The 17,110-nt window shown below is 64.2% G+C and carries 18 protein-coding genes; 8 read left to right on the top strand and 10 right to left on the bottom strand.

Annotated features, from left to right (window positions below):
- Nucleotides 1-66: 66 nt before the first annotated feature.
- A complete protein-coding gene (locus FXF75_RS20100; protein WP_163523854.1) occupies nt 67-2,892 on the top strand; it encodes a S8 family serine peptidase in 2,826 nt (941 codons plus the stop codon).
- 141 nt (nt 2,893-3,033) lie between these two features.
- Here the strand turns inward: FXF75_RS20100 and FXF75_RS22245 are convergent, their stop codons facing one another.
- Together FXF75_RS22245 and FXF75_RS20085 are read right to left on the bottom strand one after the other, a co-directional pair.
- Nucleotides 3,034-4,806 carry a S8 family serine peptidase gene (locus tag FXF75_RS22245; RefSeq protein WP_205427913.1) on the bottom strand — a complete coding sequence of 591 codons (1,773 nt, stop codon included), beginning with the start codon at nt 4,804-4,806 and terminating at the stop codon, nt 3,034-3,036.
- A gap of 162 nt (nt 4,807-4,968) precedes the next feature.
- Nucleotides 4,969-5,448: a deoxyuridine 5'-triphosphate nucleotidohydrolase gene (locus tag FXF75_RS20085; protein ID WP_163523853.1), complete on the bottom strand. Its 480-nt coding sequence runs from the start codon at nt 5,446-5,448 to the stop codon at nt 4,969-4,971.
- Nucleotides 5,449-5,614: 166 nt separating this feature from the next.
- Here FXF75_RS20085 and FXF75_RS20080 point away from each other — a divergent pair, with 166 nt between their 5' ends.
- Complete coding sequence (locus FXF75_RS20080; RefSeq protein ID WP_163523852.1) at nt 5,615-7,591, top strand: aconitate hydratase; 1,977 nt, start codon at nt 5,615-5,617, stop codon at nt 7,589-7,591.
- Between the two features lie 317 nt (nt 7,592-7,908).
- On the opposite strand, the gene FXF75_RS23225 is transcribed toward FXF75_RS20080, so the two are convergent.
- Together FXF75_RS23225 and FXF75_RS20075 are read right to left on the bottom strand one after the other, a co-directional pair.
- Nucleotides 7,909-8,043 carry a hypothetical protein gene (locus FXF75_RS23225; protein WP_275897449.1) on the bottom strand — a complete coding sequence of 45 codons (135 nt, stop codon included), beginning with the start codon at nt 8,041-8,043 and terminating at the stop codon, nt 7,909-7,911.
- On the bottom strand, nt 8,040-8,627 hold the full coding sequence (locus tag FXF75_RS20075; RefSeq protein WP_163523851.1) for a hypothetical protein: 588 nt from the start codon (nt 8,625-8,627) through the stop codon (nt 8,040-8,042). The genes FXF75_RS23225 and FXF75_RS20075 overlap by 4 nt, the downstream gene beginning before the upstream one ends.
- A gap of 598 nt (nt 8,628-9,225) precedes the next feature.
- On the opposite strand from FXF75_RS20075, the gene FXF75_RS20070 reads away from it, so the two are divergent.
- The 3 genes from FXF75_RS20070 (at nt 9,226) to FXF75_RS20060 (ending at nt 10,825) form a co-directional block, all read left to right on the top strand.
- Nucleotides 9,226-9,756, top strand: a complete 531-nt coding sequence (locus FXF75_RS20070) for a GNAT family N-acetyltransferase (protein ID WP_163523850.1) — start codon at nt 9,226-9,228, stop codon at nt 9,754-9,756.
- A gap of 135 nt (nt 9,757-9,891) precedes the next feature.
- Entirely contained in the window at nt 9,892-10,323 is a 432-nt protein-coding gene (locus FXF75_RS20065) for a DUF5810 domain-containing protein (protein WP_163523849.1), read from the top strand.
- Nucleotides 10,324-10,408: 85 nt separating this feature from the next.
- Complete coding sequence (locus FXF75_RS20060; RefSeq protein WP_163523848.1) at nt 10,409-10,825, top strand: DUF5809 family protein; 417 nt, start codon at nt 10,409-10,411, stop codon at nt 10,823-10,825.
- A gap of 68 nt (nt 10,826-10,893) precedes the next feature.
- Here the strand turns inward: FXF75_RS20060 and FXF75_RS20055 are convergent, their stop codons facing one another.
- The gene (locus tag FXF75_RS20055; protein WP_240334815.1) at nt 10,894-11,415 is read right to left on the bottom strand and encodes a metal-dependent transcriptional regulator; all 522 of its coding nucleotides are present in this window, start codon (nt 11,413-11,415) and stop codon (nt 10,894-10,896) included.
- A 233-nt stretch (nt 11,416-11,648) separates the two neighbouring features.
- Here FXF75_RS20055 and FXF75_RS20050 point away from each other — a divergent pair, with 233 nt between their 5' ends.
- Both FXF75_RS20050 and FXF75_RS20045 read left to right on the top strand, forming a co-directional pair.
- Nucleotides 11,649-11,981, top strand: coding sequence for a hypothetical protein (locus FXF75_RS20050; protein ID WP_163523846.1), 333 nt, complete (start codon nt 11,649-11,651; stop codon nt 11,979-11,981).
- 72 nt (nt 11,982-12,053) lie between these two features.
- Nucleotides 12,054-12,584, top strand: a complete 531-nt coding sequence (locus tag FXF75_RS20045; RefSeq protein ID WP_163523845.1) for an NUDIX hydrolase — start codon at nt 12,054-12,056, stop codon at nt 12,582-12,584.
- A gap of 15 nt (nt 12,585-12,599) precedes the next feature.
- Here the strand turns inward: FXF75_RS20045 and FXF75_RS20040 are convergent, their stop codons facing one another.
- The 3 genes from FXF75_RS20040 to FXF75_RS20030 form a co-directional block, all read right to left on the bottom strand.
- A complete protein-coding gene (locus tag FXF75_RS20040) occupies nt 12,600-13,247 on the bottom strand; it encodes a bacterio-opsin activator domain-containing protein (RefSeq protein ID WP_163523844.1) in 648 nt (215 codons plus the stop codon).
- Between the two features lie 87 nt (nt 13,248-13,334).
- The gene (locus FXF75_RS20035; protein WP_163523843.1) at nt 13,335-13,982 is read right to left on the bottom strand and encodes a uracil-DNA glycosylase family protein; all 648 of its coding nucleotides are present in this window, start codon (nt 13,980-13,982) and stop codon (nt 13,335-13,337) included.
- 64 nt (nt 13,983-14,046) lie between these two features.
- Nucleotides 14,047-14,502, bottom strand: a complete 456-nt coding sequence (locus tag FXF75_RS20030; protein ID WP_163523842.1) for a hypothetical protein — start codon at nt 14,500-14,502, stop codon at nt 14,047-14,049.
- A 107-nt stretch (nt 14,503-14,609) separates the two neighbouring features.
- On the opposite strand from FXF75_RS20030, the gene FXF75_RS20025 reads away from it, so the two are divergent.
- Complete coding sequence (locus FXF75_RS20025) at nt 14,610-15,134, top strand: GNAT family N-acetyltransferase (protein WP_163523841.1); 525 nt, start codon at nt 14,610-14,612, stop codon at nt 15,132-15,134.
- On the opposite strand, the gene FXF75_RS20020 is transcribed toward FXF75_RS20025, so the two are convergent.
- The gene (locus tag FXF75_RS20020) at nt 15,135-16,412 is read right to left on the bottom strand and encodes a ribonuclease R family protein (RefSeq protein ID WP_163523840.1); all 1,278 of its coding nucleotides are present in this window, start codon (nt 16,410-16,412) and stop codon (nt 15,135-15,137) included.
- Between the two features lie 150 nt (nt 16,413-16,562).
- On the bottom strand, nt 16,563-16,862 hold the full coding sequence (locus FXF75_RS20015) for a hypothetical protein (protein ID WP_163523839.1): 300 nt from the start codon (nt 16,860-16,862) through the stop codon (nt 16,563-16,565).
- Nucleotides 16,863-17,110 lie beyond the last annotated feature (248 nt).

The following is a 17,110-nucleotide window of genomic DNA, read 5'->3' as shown; positions in this document are numbered from 1 at the left end:
GGACGGTTTTGTCAAAAGTGGTTTTCTCTGATTCCGCGTGGGTCGAACCACGGCGAGGTAGTTCAGATGAACCCAGAGAACTCGACAGACGACGACGAATCGAGCGAGAACGACTCCGGTATCCGGCGGCGGACCTTGGTCAAAGCGGCCGGGCTGGCCGCGGCGTCCGGCCCGGTCGGTCTCGGCGTCGGCGAGGCGACCGCGGGCGAGGGATTCGCCGGGCGATTCCGGAACTGGCGGGCGCGTGAGGCCCAGCACGCGTGGGACCGAGGCTACCGCGGTAGACCCGACCGGACGCTCGCGCTGACCGACTCCGGACAGGACACCCGCCATCCCGACCTCGGCCCGTGGAACGGCGTGACGGCCTTCGTCGAGGACGGCGAACTGAAGCTGACGAAACCAGAGGACAACACCGCGTCCAGAACGGAGACCGACGACGGCGAGTCGTTCTCGGCCACGATGGGTCCGGGAAGCTTCGCCACCGGCGAGGAGGCGTCCCACGAGTTCACCGCGCCCGGCGGCGTAGACGAAATCGACGCGGAACTCTCGTGGTCTCCCAACGCCGACGCCAGCAACGACTTGGAGTTCCGACTGGACGAGTACGTGAACGGCCATTGGGAGACCGTGACTCGGAGCGCGACCGGGAGTTTGCCCGAGAAACTGGTCGCGCCCGTGGAGAACGAGCGCCGGTATCGGTTCGCCGTGGAGGCGGACGTCAACACCACGACGAGCTACGAGATATCGGCGGACTACTACCGCGTGACGGGCACCGTCAAGACGTACGACGACGGCGTGGTCTTCGAGGGAACCGGCGGTGAACCAACCCCGGACACCCCGAAGGCGGTCGGCTGGTACGACCCCGGGTCGCGGTACGGCTACCGGAAGAAGCCCCGCGACCCCGACGGCCACGGGTCGCACTGCTCGTCTATCATGGCGGGGACGGGCCGTGCGAGCGCCGTGGACGCCGACTCCGTCCAGCACGAGACCCCCAGAACCGCGCTCTCGGAGGTGACGAACGGGACGCTTAGTTACGAGGTCGAGACCGAGGCGGGGACCGGGGTCTTCGGGTCGGCGTACGGCGACCTCGTCCGAATGCGCATCGAGGGACCGGACGGCGAGACGCTCGACAGTTCGACCGCCACTGACGACGCCAGCGAGTGGGACAACAACGTCGTGGAGACCCCCGCAGAGCAGACCGGAACGTACACCGTCTACGTCGAGACCGCCGAGGGCGAACAAGTCACGGCGGCCTACGTCGAGGAGGTCGCGGTCGGCGCGTTTCGCGACCCCGAACGGACGGTGGGCGAGCGCGACGAATCGGGTGACGCCGGATTCCACGCCGGACTCGCGCCCGACCAGAGCATCGTCTGCCTGCAGGGACTCTCGGCCCCGACCGAGGACCTCGGCCGACTGGCCGAGCAGTTCGCGGACACGTTCAATATACGCACCGTGAACATGTCGTGGGGCTACGTCGGCGGCCTGCCGCTCGGCGCGGCCGCCGGCACCCTCGACCGGATTCCGGCGACGATACGGGACGTCACCGAAGGTGGCATCCTGACCTGTGCGGCCGCCGGAAACGCCGCGACCCCGGTGAACGGGAACGGGTCGCCCGCGGTGGCCGACGAGGCGATTTCGGTGGCCGCGACCGGGCCGCTGGACGGCATCTCGGGCTACTCGTCGGGCGGCATCGGTGCAGTGGACGAAGACGAGGGTGGTGCGTACATGAAACCGGACCTGACCGCGCCCGGCGGGACCGTCACCGACCCCGCCAACGCGGCGAAGGCCGGACGAGCCGACACGCCCGGAGACGAACAACCCGCAGTTCGGGACTACACCGGGAAGGCGGGGACTTCGATGGCCTCGCCCTACGCGACCGGCGTCTCGGGGCTGGTCGCGCAGGCGATGGAGGAGGACGCGCCCGGCGCGATTTCGCTCCCCGCGCCCGCCGAGTCCGGGTTCGACGACGTGATGCGCCTCAAGCAGACACTGCTGGCCACCGCGACCGAGACGGCTTTCACCGCGGCCCCCTACCACCGCGCGAAGACCCCGACGTACGACTTCGGCGGCCGGGACCCCTACGAGGGCTTCGGACGGGTGAACCCCGGACCCGCCATCGACGCCGCGACCCGCGAACTCGCGCTCGGGGGCGCGTCCGCGGAGGTCGTGGGCCTGAACGTCCCCGACGACGAGCGCGCCGCGGCAGGCTACCTCGACGTGGAACCGGGCACGTACGAGGCGTCCGTCTCCTTCAGTCACCTCTCGGGCGGCGACGAGGGTGCGGCGAAGGGCAACCCCCACGTGGACCTCTACGTCTACGACGCCGAGAACCCCGCCGCGAACGGCGAACCGAACGTCGTCGCGCGAGCGCAGGGTCTCGAAGGCAGTCCCACCGCGACTTTCACCACCGACTCCGGCGGCGTCTACTACGTCGTCGCCAAACTGGTGAACGTTCCGGGCGTCGTCAACGGCGACGACGTGCAGGTCCACTTCGACCTCTCGACGGCGACCGTGCAGGGGTTCGTCGCGGCGGGTGCGCGGAGCGACGACGGCGACGCGTTCACGGGCGGACAGACGAATCGGGTGGACATCTCGACCGAGGCCAGCGAGGCGGTCGAAGTCCGTGACGCGGTGCCGAGCGAGTGGAACGTGCTGGAGGAACAGAGCGACGACGTGAACCGCGTCGAGCGGGCGGGCGACGCCCAGTACGTCTACCTCGGCGCGGGCAACAGCGTGTCGGCGACCTACTTCGCGGAAGCGCCCGACTCCGCCGACCTCTCGAACGCCTACGCGTTCGGCCCGGTGCAGGTCTCCGCCGACGGCGGCGAAACGTGGGTCCAACTGTCGGGTACCAGCGACACCAACGTCGTGGCCGCGGCCGACACCGAGGTGTGAGACGGCGGGGGTTTCCGAGCACCGCTCCGACGGGATGCCAACTCTCTCGCACGACTGTCTGACTCAGTGCGGGTTCCGTTCTGATTCGGAACGACCCTGTCGAGACGAACTCGGAAGGGATAGGTGATTTCCGGCGGTTCGCTAGTCGTCTACGAGTTTCACCTCGCCGAACGAGGCCCAGTCGCCGGATTCGGCCCGCCGGACGGCGTCGTAGGCGTCCACGAAGCCAGCGCCCATGCTCTCGACGGTGTAGCTGTCGTGGTAGTCCTTCGCCGTGGCTTCGACGGTGTTCAGCACGTCGATGGGGTCGGGGTACTCGCCGTGGTTCTGGTAGTACGCGTCCGCGAGGAGCGTGGCCGCACCCGCCGTGACCGGGCAGGACATGCTCGTCCCGCTGATGCGACCGTACCACGTCTCGGTGTCCTCGTAGTAGGCCTGAAGCGGGTCGTCGGGTTCGAGCGTACTCATGACGAGGTTCCCGGGCGCGCCGACGCCGTTGCGGTAGACGCCCAGCGGCGTCACGTCGCGGGTGATGCCCTCGTAGGCCGTGAACTCGATGGCGTAGTCGGCGGCCACGTTGGCGAAGGGCCGGACCTCGAAGTAGTAGGTCTCGCCGCCCTCGATGGCTCCGGCGAGGTCCTCGGGGTGGTTCAGCGACGCGCTACTGGCGACGACGGTCCCGTCTTTGCTGCCCTCGCGGAGGTAGAAGTCGAGGTCTTCCGCGCTGGGCGTCCACGACAGCGTGGCTTCGACGTACCCGGCCTTGTTCGGAGCGTTCCACTCGCGGTACGCGCTCGCCGTCGCGTCCACGGTGCCGGAGTAGCTCCCCGAATCGACCTGCGTCTCGGTCTTATCCGCGGCGTGGTACTCGGAGAGGTTGTCGAGGGCCTTCTTTCGCTTGTAGTTGGTCGGGCCGTCGTAACTCGGCGACCGACCGCGCGAGGAGAAGTCGGTGACCTTCTTCTGGTCGTCGGTGGCGGCCACCCCGAGGACGTGGGGCGCTGTGGCGTAGGGGTTCAGCGTGTTCGTGCCCGGCCCGGAGTTGCCCGCCGAGAACACCGGGAGGATGCCCTCTTGGAAGGCGTGCCACGTCGCCACGTTCATCGCGTCGTCGGGATTGAAGTCCGGCCCGCCGGACGCGCCGTAGGAGTTGGAGACGACCTGTACGTCGATTTCTCCCGCTCGGACGCGCGAGAGCAGGTGGTCGTACGCCGCGACGGGCTTGACGATGAGCAGGGTCAGTCCCGCCGAGTAGACGGTGAGGTCGGCGTCGGGGGCCATGCCCTTGTACTGCCCGTCGCTCTTCTTCCCGGACCCCGTAATCGAACCGGAGCAGTGGGTCCCGTGGCCGTTGTCGTCGGTGTCCAGCGACCCGACCTCCTCCCACATCGTGTCCTCGGTGCTGGAGAGGGGGTTGACGTACCGCCAGTTGCCCACGAGGTCGTCCTTCAGGTCGGGGTGGTCGCCGTCCACGCCCGAGTCGATGACGACGGAGTGGGCACCCGACCCGGTGTACCCGAGGTCGGAGTGGACCGCGTCGGCGTCCGTGGTCGAGCGCGCGTCGTCGTTGTGGTACTCCAGTTCCACGTTCTTCTGGACGTAGCGGACTTCGGCCCAGTCGGCCACGGTCCGAATCTGGTCGTTCGTGAGTTCGGTGTAGCCGATGGGGAGTACCTCGAACCGGTGATAGCCGTTTTCGAGGTCGAGGTGACGCAGGCGGTCCACCTGCTCGTTCGACTCGAAGACGACGAGCGACTCCTTCAGACCGGTCGTCGAGAGGTCGAATGAGTCGTCGATGACGTCGTCGGTACTCACCGCGGCCGCGGTCCCGGAGAACGGGAGCGTCGCGGCGGCCCCCGCGACACCCGTCGTCTTCAGAAACGTTCGGCGGTCGAAGTTCGTTCTATCTAACATGCGGACTTGTATTTTCGACGTTAGCAATTAAATCCGCAATTCCGTTTCACGGAGGCGAAACAGAACCGTCGTACGATTAAAAAGTGAAACAGTTAGACGCCTATAATCAGAGTGCGGTTCGACCACTGGACGGGCCTCGTTCGAGACCGAAAAATCGCCGGTTCAGACGTTCTCGCCCTGATACGACCCGCCGTATGTCCCCTCGTGGTCGGCCTCGGCGAGGACGAGTTGCGCGATGCGGGCACCCCGTTCCAGTTCGATGTCGTGGTGGACCTGAAGCAGGCCCTCGCCCTTGCCTTCGTATCCGGCGTCCCAGACCGCGGTGTTCAGCATACAGGAGTTACGGAGCAGCGACGACCGGGGGTAGATGTAACCGACGTGGTTCTCGGGTATTCGGACGGTTTCGGCGTACTGAACGACGTAGCCGCCGGGAGTGAGGTAGTAGGTCTCGGGCGCGTCGTCTGCGACCTGCTGCGTTTCGAGTCGCCGGCGGTCGCCGATTTGCTTGCCGTCTCGACCGATTCGTCCGGGTTCGCGCTGTTCGTAGACTGCCTCCAGCGTGAGGTCCACACCGTTGGGTTGAACTTGCTCGTCGTCGGTTTCCGAGATATGTTCGGCGACGAACGGGCCACTCTCGAACATGTGCGTTCGGTTCCACCGCGCAACTATAGCGTTGGCGAACTCGCGGCGGCGTGAGAACGCGACTCGGTTGGCACAATTTTTGCCCTACAGCGCCGGGATTTACAACAACCATCAAGAACCGAAACACGCGGGATTTATACCCGAGGAGGGCAGATATTTGAACGATATGGGACAGACGCTAACGGAGAAAATCCTCGAGGACCACCTCGTCGAGGGAGATCTCACCACAGGCGAGGAAATCGGAATCGAAATCGACCAGGTCCTCACACAGGACACGACTGGGACGCTCGTTTGGCTTCAGTTCGAGGCGCTCGGTCTCGACGAAGTACAGACGGAACTGGCGGCGCAGTACTGCGACCACCAGACTTACCAGTTCGACTTCAAGAACACGGACGACCACCGCTTCCTGCGCTCGGCCGCGGGCACCTACGGCGCGCACTTCTCGCGACCCGGGAACGGTATCTGTCACAACGTCCACAAGGAGAACTTCGCCGCGCCCGGCAAGACGATGCTGGGTTCGGACTCCCACACGCCGACCCCCGGCGGACTGGGCGAACTCGCAATCGGTTCCGGCGGTCTCGACGTGACGGTCGCCATGGGCGGCGGCGCGTACTACATCGAGATGCCGGAAGTCGTCAACGTCCGACTCGAAGGTGAACTCCCCGAGTGGGCCACCGCGAAGGACGTCATCCTCGAGATGCTCCGACGCCTCTCCGTGAAGGGCGGCGTGGGCAAAATCTTCGAGTACACCGGTCCGGGCGTCGAGAGCCTCTCGGTCCCCGAGCGGACGACCATCACCAACATGGGCACGGAACTCGGTGCGACCTCCTCGATTTTCCCGACCGACGAGAACACCAAGGACTACCTCGAACGTCTCGGTCGCCCCGAGGACTACGTCGAAATCGGTCCCGACGAGGACGCCAACTACGACGACCAGATTACCATCGACCTCTCGGACATCGAACCGCTCATCGCGAAGCCGTCGATGCCCGACAACGTCGTGCCCGTCAGCGAGGTCGAAGGCACGGAAGTCGATCAGGTCATGATTGGTTCCTGCACCAACGGCGCGTACGAGGACATCCTCCCGGCCGCGAAGATGCTGGAAGGCCGCGAGACCAACAAGACGACCGAGATGATAGTCGCACCCGGTTCCAAGCAGGCCTCCGAGATGCTCGCCCGCGAGGGCTGGGTCTCCGAGATGATGGCCGCAGGGGTCAACTTCTCCGAGGCGACGTGCGGTGCCTGTATCGGCATCGGTCACGTTCCGGCCAGCGACTCCGTGTCGCTCCGGACGTTCAACCGTAACTTCGAGGGCCGTTCGGGTATCGAGGACGACAACGTCTACCTCTGCTCGCCCGAAGTCGCCACCGCGGCCGCCATCAAGGGCGAGATTATCGACCCGCGCAACCTCGCCGACGAACTCGGCGACCTCGAGGACCCCGGCTTCGAGATGCCCGAGAAGTACACGGGCAGCAACGTGGACCTCATCTCGCCGGACGAGGCTCCCGACGACGAACTCATCAAGGGGCCGAACATCGGCGACGTCCCGCTGAAGGACGAACTTCAGGCCAGCCTCGAAGGAGAGGCGCTCCTGAAGATGGAAGACAACATCACGACCGACCACATCATCCCGGCGACCTCGGACATCCTGAAGTTCCGGTCGAACATCCCGAAGCTCTCGGAGTTCACCCTCTCGCGAGTGGACCAGGGCTTCGCCCAGCGCGCGCTGGACGCCGACGGCGGCTTCCTCGTGGCGGGCGAGAACTACGGACAGGGTAGCTCGCGCGAACACGCCGCGCTGTGCCCGATGTACCTCGGCGTGGAGGGCGTCCTCGCCCAGAGCTTCGCCCGCATCCACAAGGCGAACCTCTTCAACTTCGGTCTCATCCCGCTCGAAATCGACGAGGAGACCTACGCGAAGATTCAGCAGGGCGACGACATCGAAATCGTGGACGACGTGGCCGAAGCGGTCCGCTCCGGTCAGGAAGAGTTCACGGTGCGCGTCAACGACGACTGGGAAGCGACGGCCCACCTCGACGCCTCCGCCCGCGAACGCGAGATTCTGGCCGACGGTGGCAAGCTCTCGCACACGAAGAAGCAGGCCGAAGGCGGTAGCTCCGGCGCGACCCCCGCGGACGACTAAAGGGCAGAACTATTGCTTTTTTATTAGTAGCGATTATCTACTTGTAGCCTCAGATGTAATACTCGAAGAGTATTCCGATATATCCCATAATTATAATAAGGATGCCAAAGATTCGATAGAACAAGACGCCCGTTTCAGTTATCTCCTCCTGGTCTGCCATCCCCGGAGTATTTCTAATTTTAGATACTTTATTAGGGAATAATATCCAGGGAGACCCTACAAGAATGATGATTAGACCAATGACGATTGGCTCAAGCTGCATCTAAATAAATAAAGGAAAGTTTTTCTTTTACCTCTTCTCCTTTATTTCGCCAGTTTCACTTCAAGGAAACGGAGATAGGGAGATTAGTTGCTATGTATTCTGGTTTTTCACCAGAAATATCGTGAGTGCTTATTTCAGTGTTTTCAGTCACTTTTTCAATACCATACTTTTCTTTTGCTGATTTACTCATGCGTTCAGGGTGAAGATCAACTTTTCCCCGTTTTGGGTGGGTGTTGACTGAACAGACGGTTCATCATCTTCGAAGAAACTGACTGAATACTCAACTTCAGTTGCAGTATTCCCCAAACTACCTTGGCTACAGCCTGTTTTGATGTTTAGATGTTCTGCACCAGCGATCATACCTTCAGGACCTGCAACGAAAAATCGCTGGAAATGAGAGGCGTCCGACCAACGGTCTTCCCATGAAGCAGGATGGTGAGTCAGTTCCCATCCATCCGAGGTCTGGTTGACACCGTTATTGTCATCCAAAGTGGCAGCGAAGTCATCAAGTGCTACTGCGAAGGCAATCCCTGGATGAAGAGCGCCTAAAGCGACATCAATTGGGATTTCAAACTTGTCCGGTAGAGTATCACTATTACTAATATTATTCGGATATACACCAAAGTAATCCCGGTTGTCATGGGTGGTGATTGTCCAATCACTATTAGGGCGGCCAAGAGTCATGTCATAATACTGTCCCCCAATATTATTGCTAGGCTGAAGACTCCCATCTGTATATTGCCATCGGGCAGCGATGTTTGTCGAGAGTGCCATGTCATGTAGCCATCCCCTTGAGGAGTACCATTCGCCATGATACCATGCAAGGGAAGACCCCTGAGAAATTGCACCGTCACTTGTGTCAAATTGACCCCACTTGTCAGAACACTTCCATTGCGTCTGGGGGCAATCAGTGCCTGTATAGTGTTGACAATCAAAGTTAGTTGTCCGACCACAGTTGCCATCCATTGCCTCCACATTACCACTTGCCACTATCGAAGGGCCAGTGATTGCTAATCCGCCTGTAGCAGCCATCTTCTTCAAGATATTCCTTCTGTTCATTTTTTCAACAGGGGTACTAACCCTATCATAGTAGTGTAATGGTTAGAATTGAAAACTTTCTGATTGGATAATACATAATTATAATTCAGTCACAAAATTACCCGGACATTCGCAGGGCTGGCTAATATATGTGCAATCGCATCCAAAATTCGCGGGAAGACTATCCAAAAGGTGGGGGTGGGTGGGGGAGATTTCGGGAGCTTGCACCTCCGGCCGGAGAGTGCATTTCGTTCTTATGATTAGTGCTACTAAAGAATTACGGGGTCGATTTCGGGCATGACACTCTTAAGGGTCGGGCGAGAAACCGCGGCCAGTGACAACGACTCACGCGGGGAACGGCGACGGCGTGCGGATTCGGCAGGCGGTGCAGGCAGACCTGCTGGCCGTACTCCGCATCGAGCGGGCCTCGTTCGACCAGCCGTGGCCGTTCTCCGCGTTCGAGCGATACCTCGGCGAACCCGGCTTTCTGGTGGCGGTCGCAGGCGGCCCGGGAACTCCGCTGGTCGAAGACGGCGACGAGCGAGACGTGCAGTCGAACGAGAGCGTCGTCGGCTACGTCGTGGCCGACCTCGTCCCCAACCACGGGCGACCGTTCGGCCACGTCAAGGACATCGCGGTGCATCCCGACCACCGCGGCGAGGGCGTCGGCGCGCGACTGCTGGAGCGCGCGCTTCACGTGCTGGAGGTCCGGGGCGCGCGGAGCGTGAAGTTGGAGGTCCGGGCGAGCAACGACCGCGCGGTGTCGCTGTACCGGGAGTTCGACTTCGAGTTCCTCCGGACCATCCCGCGATACTACGACGACGGCGAGGACGCGCTCATCATGGTCGTGGACCTCGACGTTTGAGCAATCGAGACTGGGAGTTCTCGAACGACAGCGGTCGGTCGAACGTGCGCACCCGAGTCGAGCGAGCGCCGGAGTATCGCCGGCGGTCCGGCGTCGAGCGTGGCGCTTTTCGGCGCGGGCGACCTACGACCGGGCATGGGATACGCCTGTCCGGTCTGCGAGACGCCCCAGTCCGACGCCGAACACCTCGCCAACCACCTCGCGTTCACGGCGATGCTCGGCGACGACGACCACGAGGCGTGGCTGGACGACCACGCGCCCGGGTGGAGCGAGGACGGCGAAGACGAACTCGCGGCGCGCATCGAGGAGTTCGCCAAGGAGGTCGAGTTCCCGCAGGTGTTCGAGGACACGACGCACGACCACGGCCACGGCGACGAACCGCAGGCGGGCGACCTCTTCGAGGACGAGTTGGAGCGCGCCAACGAGCGCGGCCGCGGGTCGCGCGCCAGCGGCCGCGGCGGTGCGGGCGCGCCTGCGCTCGACGCCGAAGCGCAGGGGATTCTGCAGGAGGCCCAAGAGATGACCGAGGAGATGCTGGACGACGACGGCGAGGACGACGAGGAGTGACTGCTGCGGTCCCGTCGGTGACGACTCCGTGTCGGACCGAGCGGAGGACGAAAACCAGTAGTCCCCGGCCTCCGAACGCCCGACCATGGAGACGCACGGCTTTCTCGCGCCCGAGAGCGAGACCGAGGTACGGCAGCGCTACGAGGCGGTCGGTCCCGCGGCCCAGACCGTCGTCAAGGAGACGGCGAGGGCGATGGCGTTCGACGCCGACGAGTACGGCGAGCGCGTGACCGGCGAGGTGGTCGAGACGGCGCGCGACGCCCTGTTCGCGTCGCTGCTCGAAGTCCGGACCGGCACGCGCGAGCAGTACGAGGAGTGGTTGGCCGACCGCGACCGCGAGGTGAGCGAAGAGGGGTCGGAGAACGTCGGGCACGTCGCGTGGCACGACGCGCTCGGCGAGACCGTCGTCGCCGCGACGTACGAGAACGAGCGCCGGGCCGCGGTGGCGACCCTCCGACGGCAGGCGTTCGGTCGCGTCTATCGCGACCTCGTGGCGCAGTAAGCGGACTTTGAACCCGGTCTGGGACCTCCGTGGTCCGGAGAACCGGAGGAGTTCCCGTCGGAGGACGGTTACGAATCGACGTCGACGTCGTCCGCCGGACCGAGGTCGTCGTCCTCGCGCACCGCCTCCGCGCGCTCGGCCGTCCCGCGAACCTCGTCACTGCACGCGCTGTACTCGTGGTTGGGCGCGCTGCACTTCCCGTCGCAGGGGTGGTCCACGAGGTTCTTGAGTCGGTGGACCGCCTCCTCGGAGAGCGCCTGTCCGATGGCGCGCGGGTCGTCGGCGTCGCCGTCTCGGAGCGCCGCCACGTCGAGGTCGAGGTCGTCTTCGAGGAAGTTCTCGGCGACGCACCGCCGCCACGTGAACTCGCGGGCCGCCGCCTCGCCGTCGTCGGTGAGGACGACGCCCTCGTACTTCTCGTAGTCCGCGAGACCGCGCTCGTCGAGCGACGTGACCATGCCGGTGACACTGGCGTCGCTCACGTCGAGCACTTCCGCGAGTTCGCCGGTGCCCGCACGGCGGTCGGTCTCCGCCGTGAGCAGGTGGACGGCGCTGAGGTAGCGGCCGACGCTCTCGGATACCTCGCTCATGCTACGCGTTTGGTCGTGTCCGACCGGCATAAGCCTGTTCCCGGACATCTCGGGCGAGGTGACGGAGTCCGAGTGACCGACCTGCGACCGGGAATCGAGAGGTCCGTCAGCGATTCTCCAGTCGGAGCGTGACGGGCAACAAGCTACTAAGCCTCCGACGCTGTACGTTTGCGGCAGCATGTTCACGGCCGACCGGACAGGGGCGACCACGAGCGGGGACCGCACTCCGAAGCATGGCTGACGGAGAGTCGCCGTTGAGTCAGTCGGACATCGAGTCGCGAATCCAGCAAGTCGGTCGGTACTCCCGCCTCGTCAAGACCGGGTTCGCGGTGATACTGCTCGCGTTCGCGCTGGCCGTGGTCACGGTCCTCCCCGCGAACCTCGGGAGCGTCGCGGCCGCCGTCGACGCGATACTCCTCCCCCTCATCTTCGTCGGGATGGGGCTGTTGCTGTTCGGAATCGGGATGCACCTCCACCTGCTCCACCTCAACCTCGTCCACCAACTCCGCAAGCAGAACGGGAAGGAATCGCAGGCCGCCGGACGGGAGACCGAGTCGGAGTCGTAACGCGCTCGGATTCCGGTCGGATGGCCGAGACGAGCAGTCACGCTTTAGCGTCCGGCACCCGACCCACCCCACATGAGCGAGGACTGGCGCGTCGTCGAGTCGGTCGCGGAGTACGAAACCGGGTGGTACACCGGGGGCTACGACCTCGTCGAGCAACCCGACGGTTCGACCAAGAAGTACTACTGGGCAGAACTCCCGCCCGCGGTCGTGGTGCTGGCGGTCACCGACGGGCAGGTCGTCTTCGTCGAGCAGTACCGACCGGTCATCGGCGAGACGTGTCTGGAGTGTCCCGCCGGAATCGTCGAGGACGGCGAGTCCTACACGGTCGCCGGCGCGCGCGAACTCCGCGAGGAGACCGGGTTCGACGCCGCGGGCGTCAGCCTCTTGGAGGACTTCTACTGCTCGACCGGCGTCCTGCGCCACGAGCGGGGAATCGTCTTCGCGGAGGGCCTGACGCCCGTCGAACGCGACCTGGACGACAACGAGTTCCTCTCGGTCCGAGCGATGCCCGTCGAGGACGCCCTCGACGCCGCGCGGGAGGCCCCCGCCAACGACGCCACCATCGAGGCGCTCCTGCTCGCCCGCGAAGAAGGACTGCTGTGAGACCGATTCCGCCGGTCAGGTGTCGGTGACCAGCGTCCGGGCGATGAGTTTCGCCTCGGCCCGGCGCATCCGGCCCGAGACGGCGGTCGGCGAGAGGTCGAGCAGGTCGGCGAGTTCTTCGAGCGTGACGTCCCGCGGTTCCTCGAAGTAGCCGTGTTCGAGCGCGGTCAGTAGGGTGTCGCGCTGCTCGGCGGTCAGGTCGTAGGTGCCGTCGGCGTCGATTTCGGTCAGCGAGTGGAGTCGCTGGAGTTCGAGCGAGATGTCGTGGTCGATGCAGTCTGACTGGAACGACCGGACGGCGTCGTGAGACGGGAAGCGGAGTTCGAATCGCCACACGTCGCGTTGTCCGCTGGCCTCCAACACGGTGGCATCGACGCTCTGGATGACTCGCGCGAGGTCGGCCACGACGTCCGACCACTCCACTCGGTAGAGGGTCTGGTCGTCGATGCTGTCGACGACCTCCAGCGACTCGACTCTCGGTTGCTCGCGGACCGTCTCGGCGAACTCCGCCAGCGTCTCGCCCCACGCCCAGAAGAACGGCAGTATCTCCTTGCGCGTCGGCACGACCTTCTCCAGTTCGACGCGAACGTCCGGGTGGGCGGCGAGCGCGTCGCCCAGCGCGAACTCACCGGCGGGCGTCGTGAACTCCGCGATGATACTCATCGTCCCATTAATCGGCATTCTTGTTTAAAAGGACTGTCCAGTATTGAAAGCGGGCGAGTCCCGGCAGTGCGTCTGCGCCACGGACTCTCACCGGCACGCCGACACCGCCTCTCGAATCGCGGCGACGTACTCCTCGCGGTCGTACCCGATTCGCGGGAGCCAGACGTTCTGGTAGGATGGGTGCAGCAGCGGGAGGACGGTCGTCCCGAACTCCGGGAGGTCCCGGAGGTCGAGGACCGCATCGAGGAACCCATCGGGGAGGTCCCCTAACAGCGCCACCGTGGCGTGCTTGCCGGTGGCCGCGACCACCGCGGGGGAGATTCGGTCGAGTTCGGTCGCGAGGTGGCCACGGCAGTTCTGGCGCTCCGCTGCCGTCGGTTCGCGGTTGGTCGGGTGTCCGTCGTCCTCCGCCTCGTCGTTCTCGGAGTCTTCTGGAAAGCACTTCACTGCGTTCGTGAAATAGAGGTCCTCGGGCGCGAGGCCCGCGTTGGCGAATAGGTCCCGGACCGCCCGGCCCGAGTGCCGGGAGGTGTAGGCCATCCCCGTCCAGTTACCGCCCCGCCAGCGGTCGGCCTCCGGGTCGCCGAAGGCGGGCGCTTCCCCGACGACCACCACGTCGGCGTCGAGCGACCCGTTCCCCCACGAGATGCACTCGCGGGACTCGGCCAACGCGGGACACCGCGAACATCCCGGTTCGAGGACGTTGCGCGACTCGCGGTCCGGATACTCGGCCATGGCGAAGTTTGTGCGGGCGCGGCCGTGAATCTGGCGTCCACCGGAGGAAGTTGTGAAACGCTGTTCAGGCGTTCAGGTTGTTGTTCTCGACGTACTGCTTCGTGAGAGCGCTGGAGTTAGCGAGTAGTTCCTTCGCCGTTTCCACGTCGGGTCCCTTCGCGGCGAATCCAAAGTTTCCAAGCACGACGTACACCGACCAACCGTCGGAGTACACGCCCGAACCTTTGTCTTTGGCGTCTTTCTTCGATGACCATCGGAGAATCTCTACCGCGTAGTGGTTACCATCTTCGTCGTCATACCCTGCCGAGTAGCCCGCTTCCGCGCCGACCATCCCGGCCGACTGTTGCTGGGATTGAGTCCGGGTCAAGCCCTCGGGTGCGTCCGGGAGCAGTTCCTTCGGGTTCGCGTCCTCGGCGGGAGGCGACGGACCGTCGTTCCCACTACCGCCACCGGTACAACCGGCCAGTGTTCCCGCGAACGCTGCACTCGCGACACCTCGAACAAATGTTCTACGTTCCATCAGGTACAATTTATGACACTCTATTCATACCGCTTTTGGTTCGCGTGGGGAGTAGCGAAGTTGACGCTCACGAAACCTATTTGTCGCCGGTCGCACACCCACGACGCATGGACGACGCAAACATTCGCCCCGCGACACCCGACGACGTGGCCGACGTGCGCCGCGTCGCTCGCGAGTCGTGGCACGCGACCTACGACGGCATTCTGGGCGCTGAAGCCGTCGAGACGGTCGTGGACGATTGGTACGACCTCTTCCGCCTGCGCCAGTCGGTCGAGCGCGAGGACGGCCTGTTTCTGGTCGCGGAGCGTGAGGGAGACGGCGAGGACGCCGAAACCGAACTGCTCGGTTTCGCGCAGAGCGTCCTCGGCGACGCGGACGACGCCGCGGCCCAACTCCCGCGCATCTACGTTCACCCCGACCACTGGGGCGAGGGCGTCGGGTCCGCGATGCTCGACCGGGTCGAGTCGTGGGCGGCCGACCGCGGGGCCGAGCGACTCCGACTCCTCGTACTGGCCGACAACGAGGTCGGCAACGCCTTCTACGAGAGTCGGGGCTACCGGACGGTCGGCGAGCGCGAGTCCGAGTTCGAGGGCGAGACCGTCACCGACTACGTCCGCGAGAAGGAGTTGTAGTTACTCCTCGACGACTTCGATACCGCGGTTGTTGACCGCGGCGGCGTCGAGACCCACCTCTTCGAGGAACTTCTTGTACTCGCGCTCGCAGGCCTCGGCGTCGGCCTGCTTGTCGCTCGCGCGGTCGCAGAGCGCCACGAGGTCCTCGGGCACGTCGTTGGTGTAGACTATCCAGTGGTTGATGAGGTCGCTGAGTCGACGGATGGGACTGGTGAAGTGACCGTAAATCTCGAAGTTGAGCGCGTGGTGGCCGCCGAACGGGTCGTTCATGTACCGCGCTCGGGGCATCACCTTCATCACGGCCCACTGAATCTTGTCGAGTTGGCGGTCGGGCGCGTCTTCGAGCGTGGCGTTGACCGCCTGTCGGGGGTCGTCCCACTTCGACCCCGGAATCGAGACGCCGTCGAGGTCCTGAATCTCCTGCAGGGCCTCGCTCCACTCGTCGGGACTCGGTTGCGGGTGGACTCGGTACATCGCTTCGACGCCCCGGTCCCACATGAGCGTGTGCGTGACGGCCTTGTTGGCCTTCAGCATGCACTCCTCGATGATGGTGTGAGCGCGGTCGCGCCGGGGGTTGAGGACGAGGCTCCCCTCCTCCTTGCGCTGTTGGTGCATCTTGTCGGCCAACTCGAACGCGAGTTCGTTCTCCTCGTGGAGGTCGGCGTCCTCGTCCTCGATGCGGTCCTCGGCCTGCGTGTAGGTGAGTCGCTCGTCGCTGTTGATGACCGACTTGTAGATGTCGATGCTCTCGTAGCCCAAGTCCTCCTTGTCGAGGTGCATCTCGACGGTGTGGGCGAGGCGGTCCTCGTTGGGCACCAGCGAGCAGACAGTCTCCGCGAGCACCGGCGGGAGCATGTGTATCGTGTAGTCGGGGAGATAGACGGTGTTGGCGCGCTCGACGGCCTCCTCCCACATGTTGGTCTCCGGGTTGACGTAGTGGGTCACGTCGGCGATGTGGACCCAGAGGACGTACTCGTCGTCGCGCTCCTCGATGGAGAGGGCGTCGTCGAAGTCCTGCGCGTCGATGGGGTCGGTCGTCCACGTCGTCTTGTCCCGGAGGTCCTCGCGCTCCTCGACCTCGTCTCGAATCTCGGACTGGATGTCCTCGGTGCGCTTCTCGGCCTCGGTCAGCACCTTCTGCGGGAACTCGTCGCGGATTTCGAACTTCTCGAAGAGTTCCTCGCGCTTCTCTTCGAGTCGGTCTGCCAATTCAGGGGATATCTCGACCGGGCCTTGCCCTTCTGGGGTGCCGGCCTCGGCCTGTGCGTCGCTCGTCATACCGAAGGATAACGGAGTCGAATAGTTAGGCGTATCGGAGCGACGGTGTCGTCACCGCGTCCGCTCCGGCGCGACCGCTCGTCGTCGAAGGCGTTAGACCGTCTCTGACGGTAGTGACGCTACCCCGTCGCTCCCGGCAGTAATGCCGATTCATCGCTCGTGGTCGAGCGGACCGTAGCGGTCCTCTACGGCCTGACAGTAGCGGGAGAGGAACTCGATTTCGGTCAGTCCCCCGGCGTCGATGTCTACCAGCAGGTCTTCGAGTTCGTCTCTCGGTTGGTGACACAGTTCGGTGTGACACTCCTTGCAGAGGTGTTCGAACGTCTTGCCTTTGCGTTCCCAGCGGTCACCTTCCTTGTCGTACTCGCGCGCGTCGGAACGACGGATGGTCTCGCCGCAGGCGATGCAATCGACCGAGTCGTTTCCCCGGTTACTCCGGGAACCCCACATACTCGGATACACGTCCCGCGATTACTTGCGGTTTTTGGTCAACACTTCGGTAGCTTCGCCCGGATTTCCGCGAAAGTAACGGGCGCTTACCGCGGTGGTTTCGCGCCGGAGCGAGGCGATACGAAGTTACGGACGGACTATCCCGGTCGGCACCCACGGACCGCCCTGTAGTAAACGACCGAACACCTAGCCGTCGAGACGGACCGACCGCTCGGCCGACGGGACTCGCGTCCGGCGCGTTCGAGGTA

This window comes from Halorussus sp. MSC15.2, assembly GCF_010747475.1.
Classification (GTDB): domain Archaea; phylum Halobacteriota; class Halobacteria; order Halobacteriales; family Haladaptataceae; genus Halorussus.
The sequence above is the reverse complement of the archived record's forward strand: the minus strand, read 5'-3'. Positions and strand labels throughout refer to the sequence as shown.

Excerpts from the sequence above, each read along its gene's own strand:
- FXF75_RS20100 (WP_163523854.1), top strand. The coding sequence starts at position 67 with ATGAACCCAGAGAACTCGACAGACGACGACGAATCGAGCGAGAACGAC.
- FXF75_RS22245 (WP_205427913.1), bottom strand. The coding sequence starts at position 4,806 with ATGTTAGATAGAACGAACTTCGACCGCCGAACGTTTCTGAAGACGACG.
- FXF75_RS20085 (WP_163523853.1), bottom strand. The coding sequence starts at position 5,448 with ATGTTCGAGAGTGGCCCGTTCGTCGCCGAACATATCTCGGAAACCGAC.
- FXF75_RS20080 (WP_163523852.1), top strand. The coding sequence starts at position 5,615 with ATGGGACAGACGCTAACGGAGAAAATCCTCGAGGACCACCTCGTCGAG.
- FXF75_RS23225 (WP_275897449.1), bottom strand. The coding sequence starts at position 8,043 with ATGAGTAAATCAGCAAAAGAAAAGTATGGTATTGAAAAAGTGACTGAA.
- FXF75_RS20075 (WP_163523851.1), bottom strand. The coding sequence starts at position 8,627 with ATGGCACTCTCGACAAACATCGCTGCCCGATGGCAATATACAGATGGG.
- FXF75_RS20065 (WP_163523849.1), top strand. The coding sequence starts at position 9,892 with ATGGGATACGCCTGTCCGGTCTGCGAGACGCCCCAGTCCGACGCCGAA.
- FXF75_RS20060 (WP_163523848.1), top strand. The coding sequence starts at position 10,409 with ATGGAGACGCACGGCTTTCTCGCGCCCGAGAGCGAGACCGAGGTACGG.
- FXF75_RS20055 (WP_240334815.1), bottom strand. The coding sequence starts at position 11,415 with ATGAGCGAGGTATCCGAGAGCGTCGGCCGCTACCTCAGCGCCGTCCAC.
- FXF75_RS20050 (WP_163523846.1), top strand. The coding sequence starts at position 11,649 with ATGGCTGACGGAGAGTCGCCGTTGAGTCAGTCGGACATCGAGTCGCGA.
- FXF75_RS20045 (WP_163523845.1), top strand. The coding sequence starts at position 12,054 with ATGAGCGAGGACTGGCGCGTCGTCGAGTCGGTCGCGGAGTACGAAACC.
- FXF75_RS20040 (WP_163523844.1), bottom strand. The coding sequence starts at position 13,247 with ATGAGTATCATCGCGGAGTTCACGACGCCCGCCGGTGAGTTCGCGCTG.
- FXF75_RS20035 (WP_163523843.1), bottom strand. The coding sequence starts at position 13,982 with ATGGCCGAGTATCCGGACCGCGAGTCGCGCAACGTCCTCGAACCGGGA.
- FXF75_RS20030 (WP_163523842.1), bottom strand. The coding sequence starts at position 14,502 with ATGGAACGTAGAACATTTGTTCGAGGTGTCGCGAGTGCAGCGTTCGCG.
- FXF75_RS20025 (WP_163523841.1), top strand. The coding sequence starts at position 14,610 with ATGGACGACGCAAACATTCGCCCCGCGACACCCGACGACGTGGCCGAC.
- FXF75_RS20020 (WP_163523840.1), bottom strand. The coding sequence starts at position 16,412 with ATGACGAGCGACGCACAGGCCGAGGCCGGCACCCCAGAAGGGCAAGGC.
- FXF75_RS20015 (WP_163523839.1), bottom strand. The coding sequence starts at position 16,862 with ATGTGGGGTTCCCGGAGTAACCGGGGAAACGACTCGGTCGATTGCATC.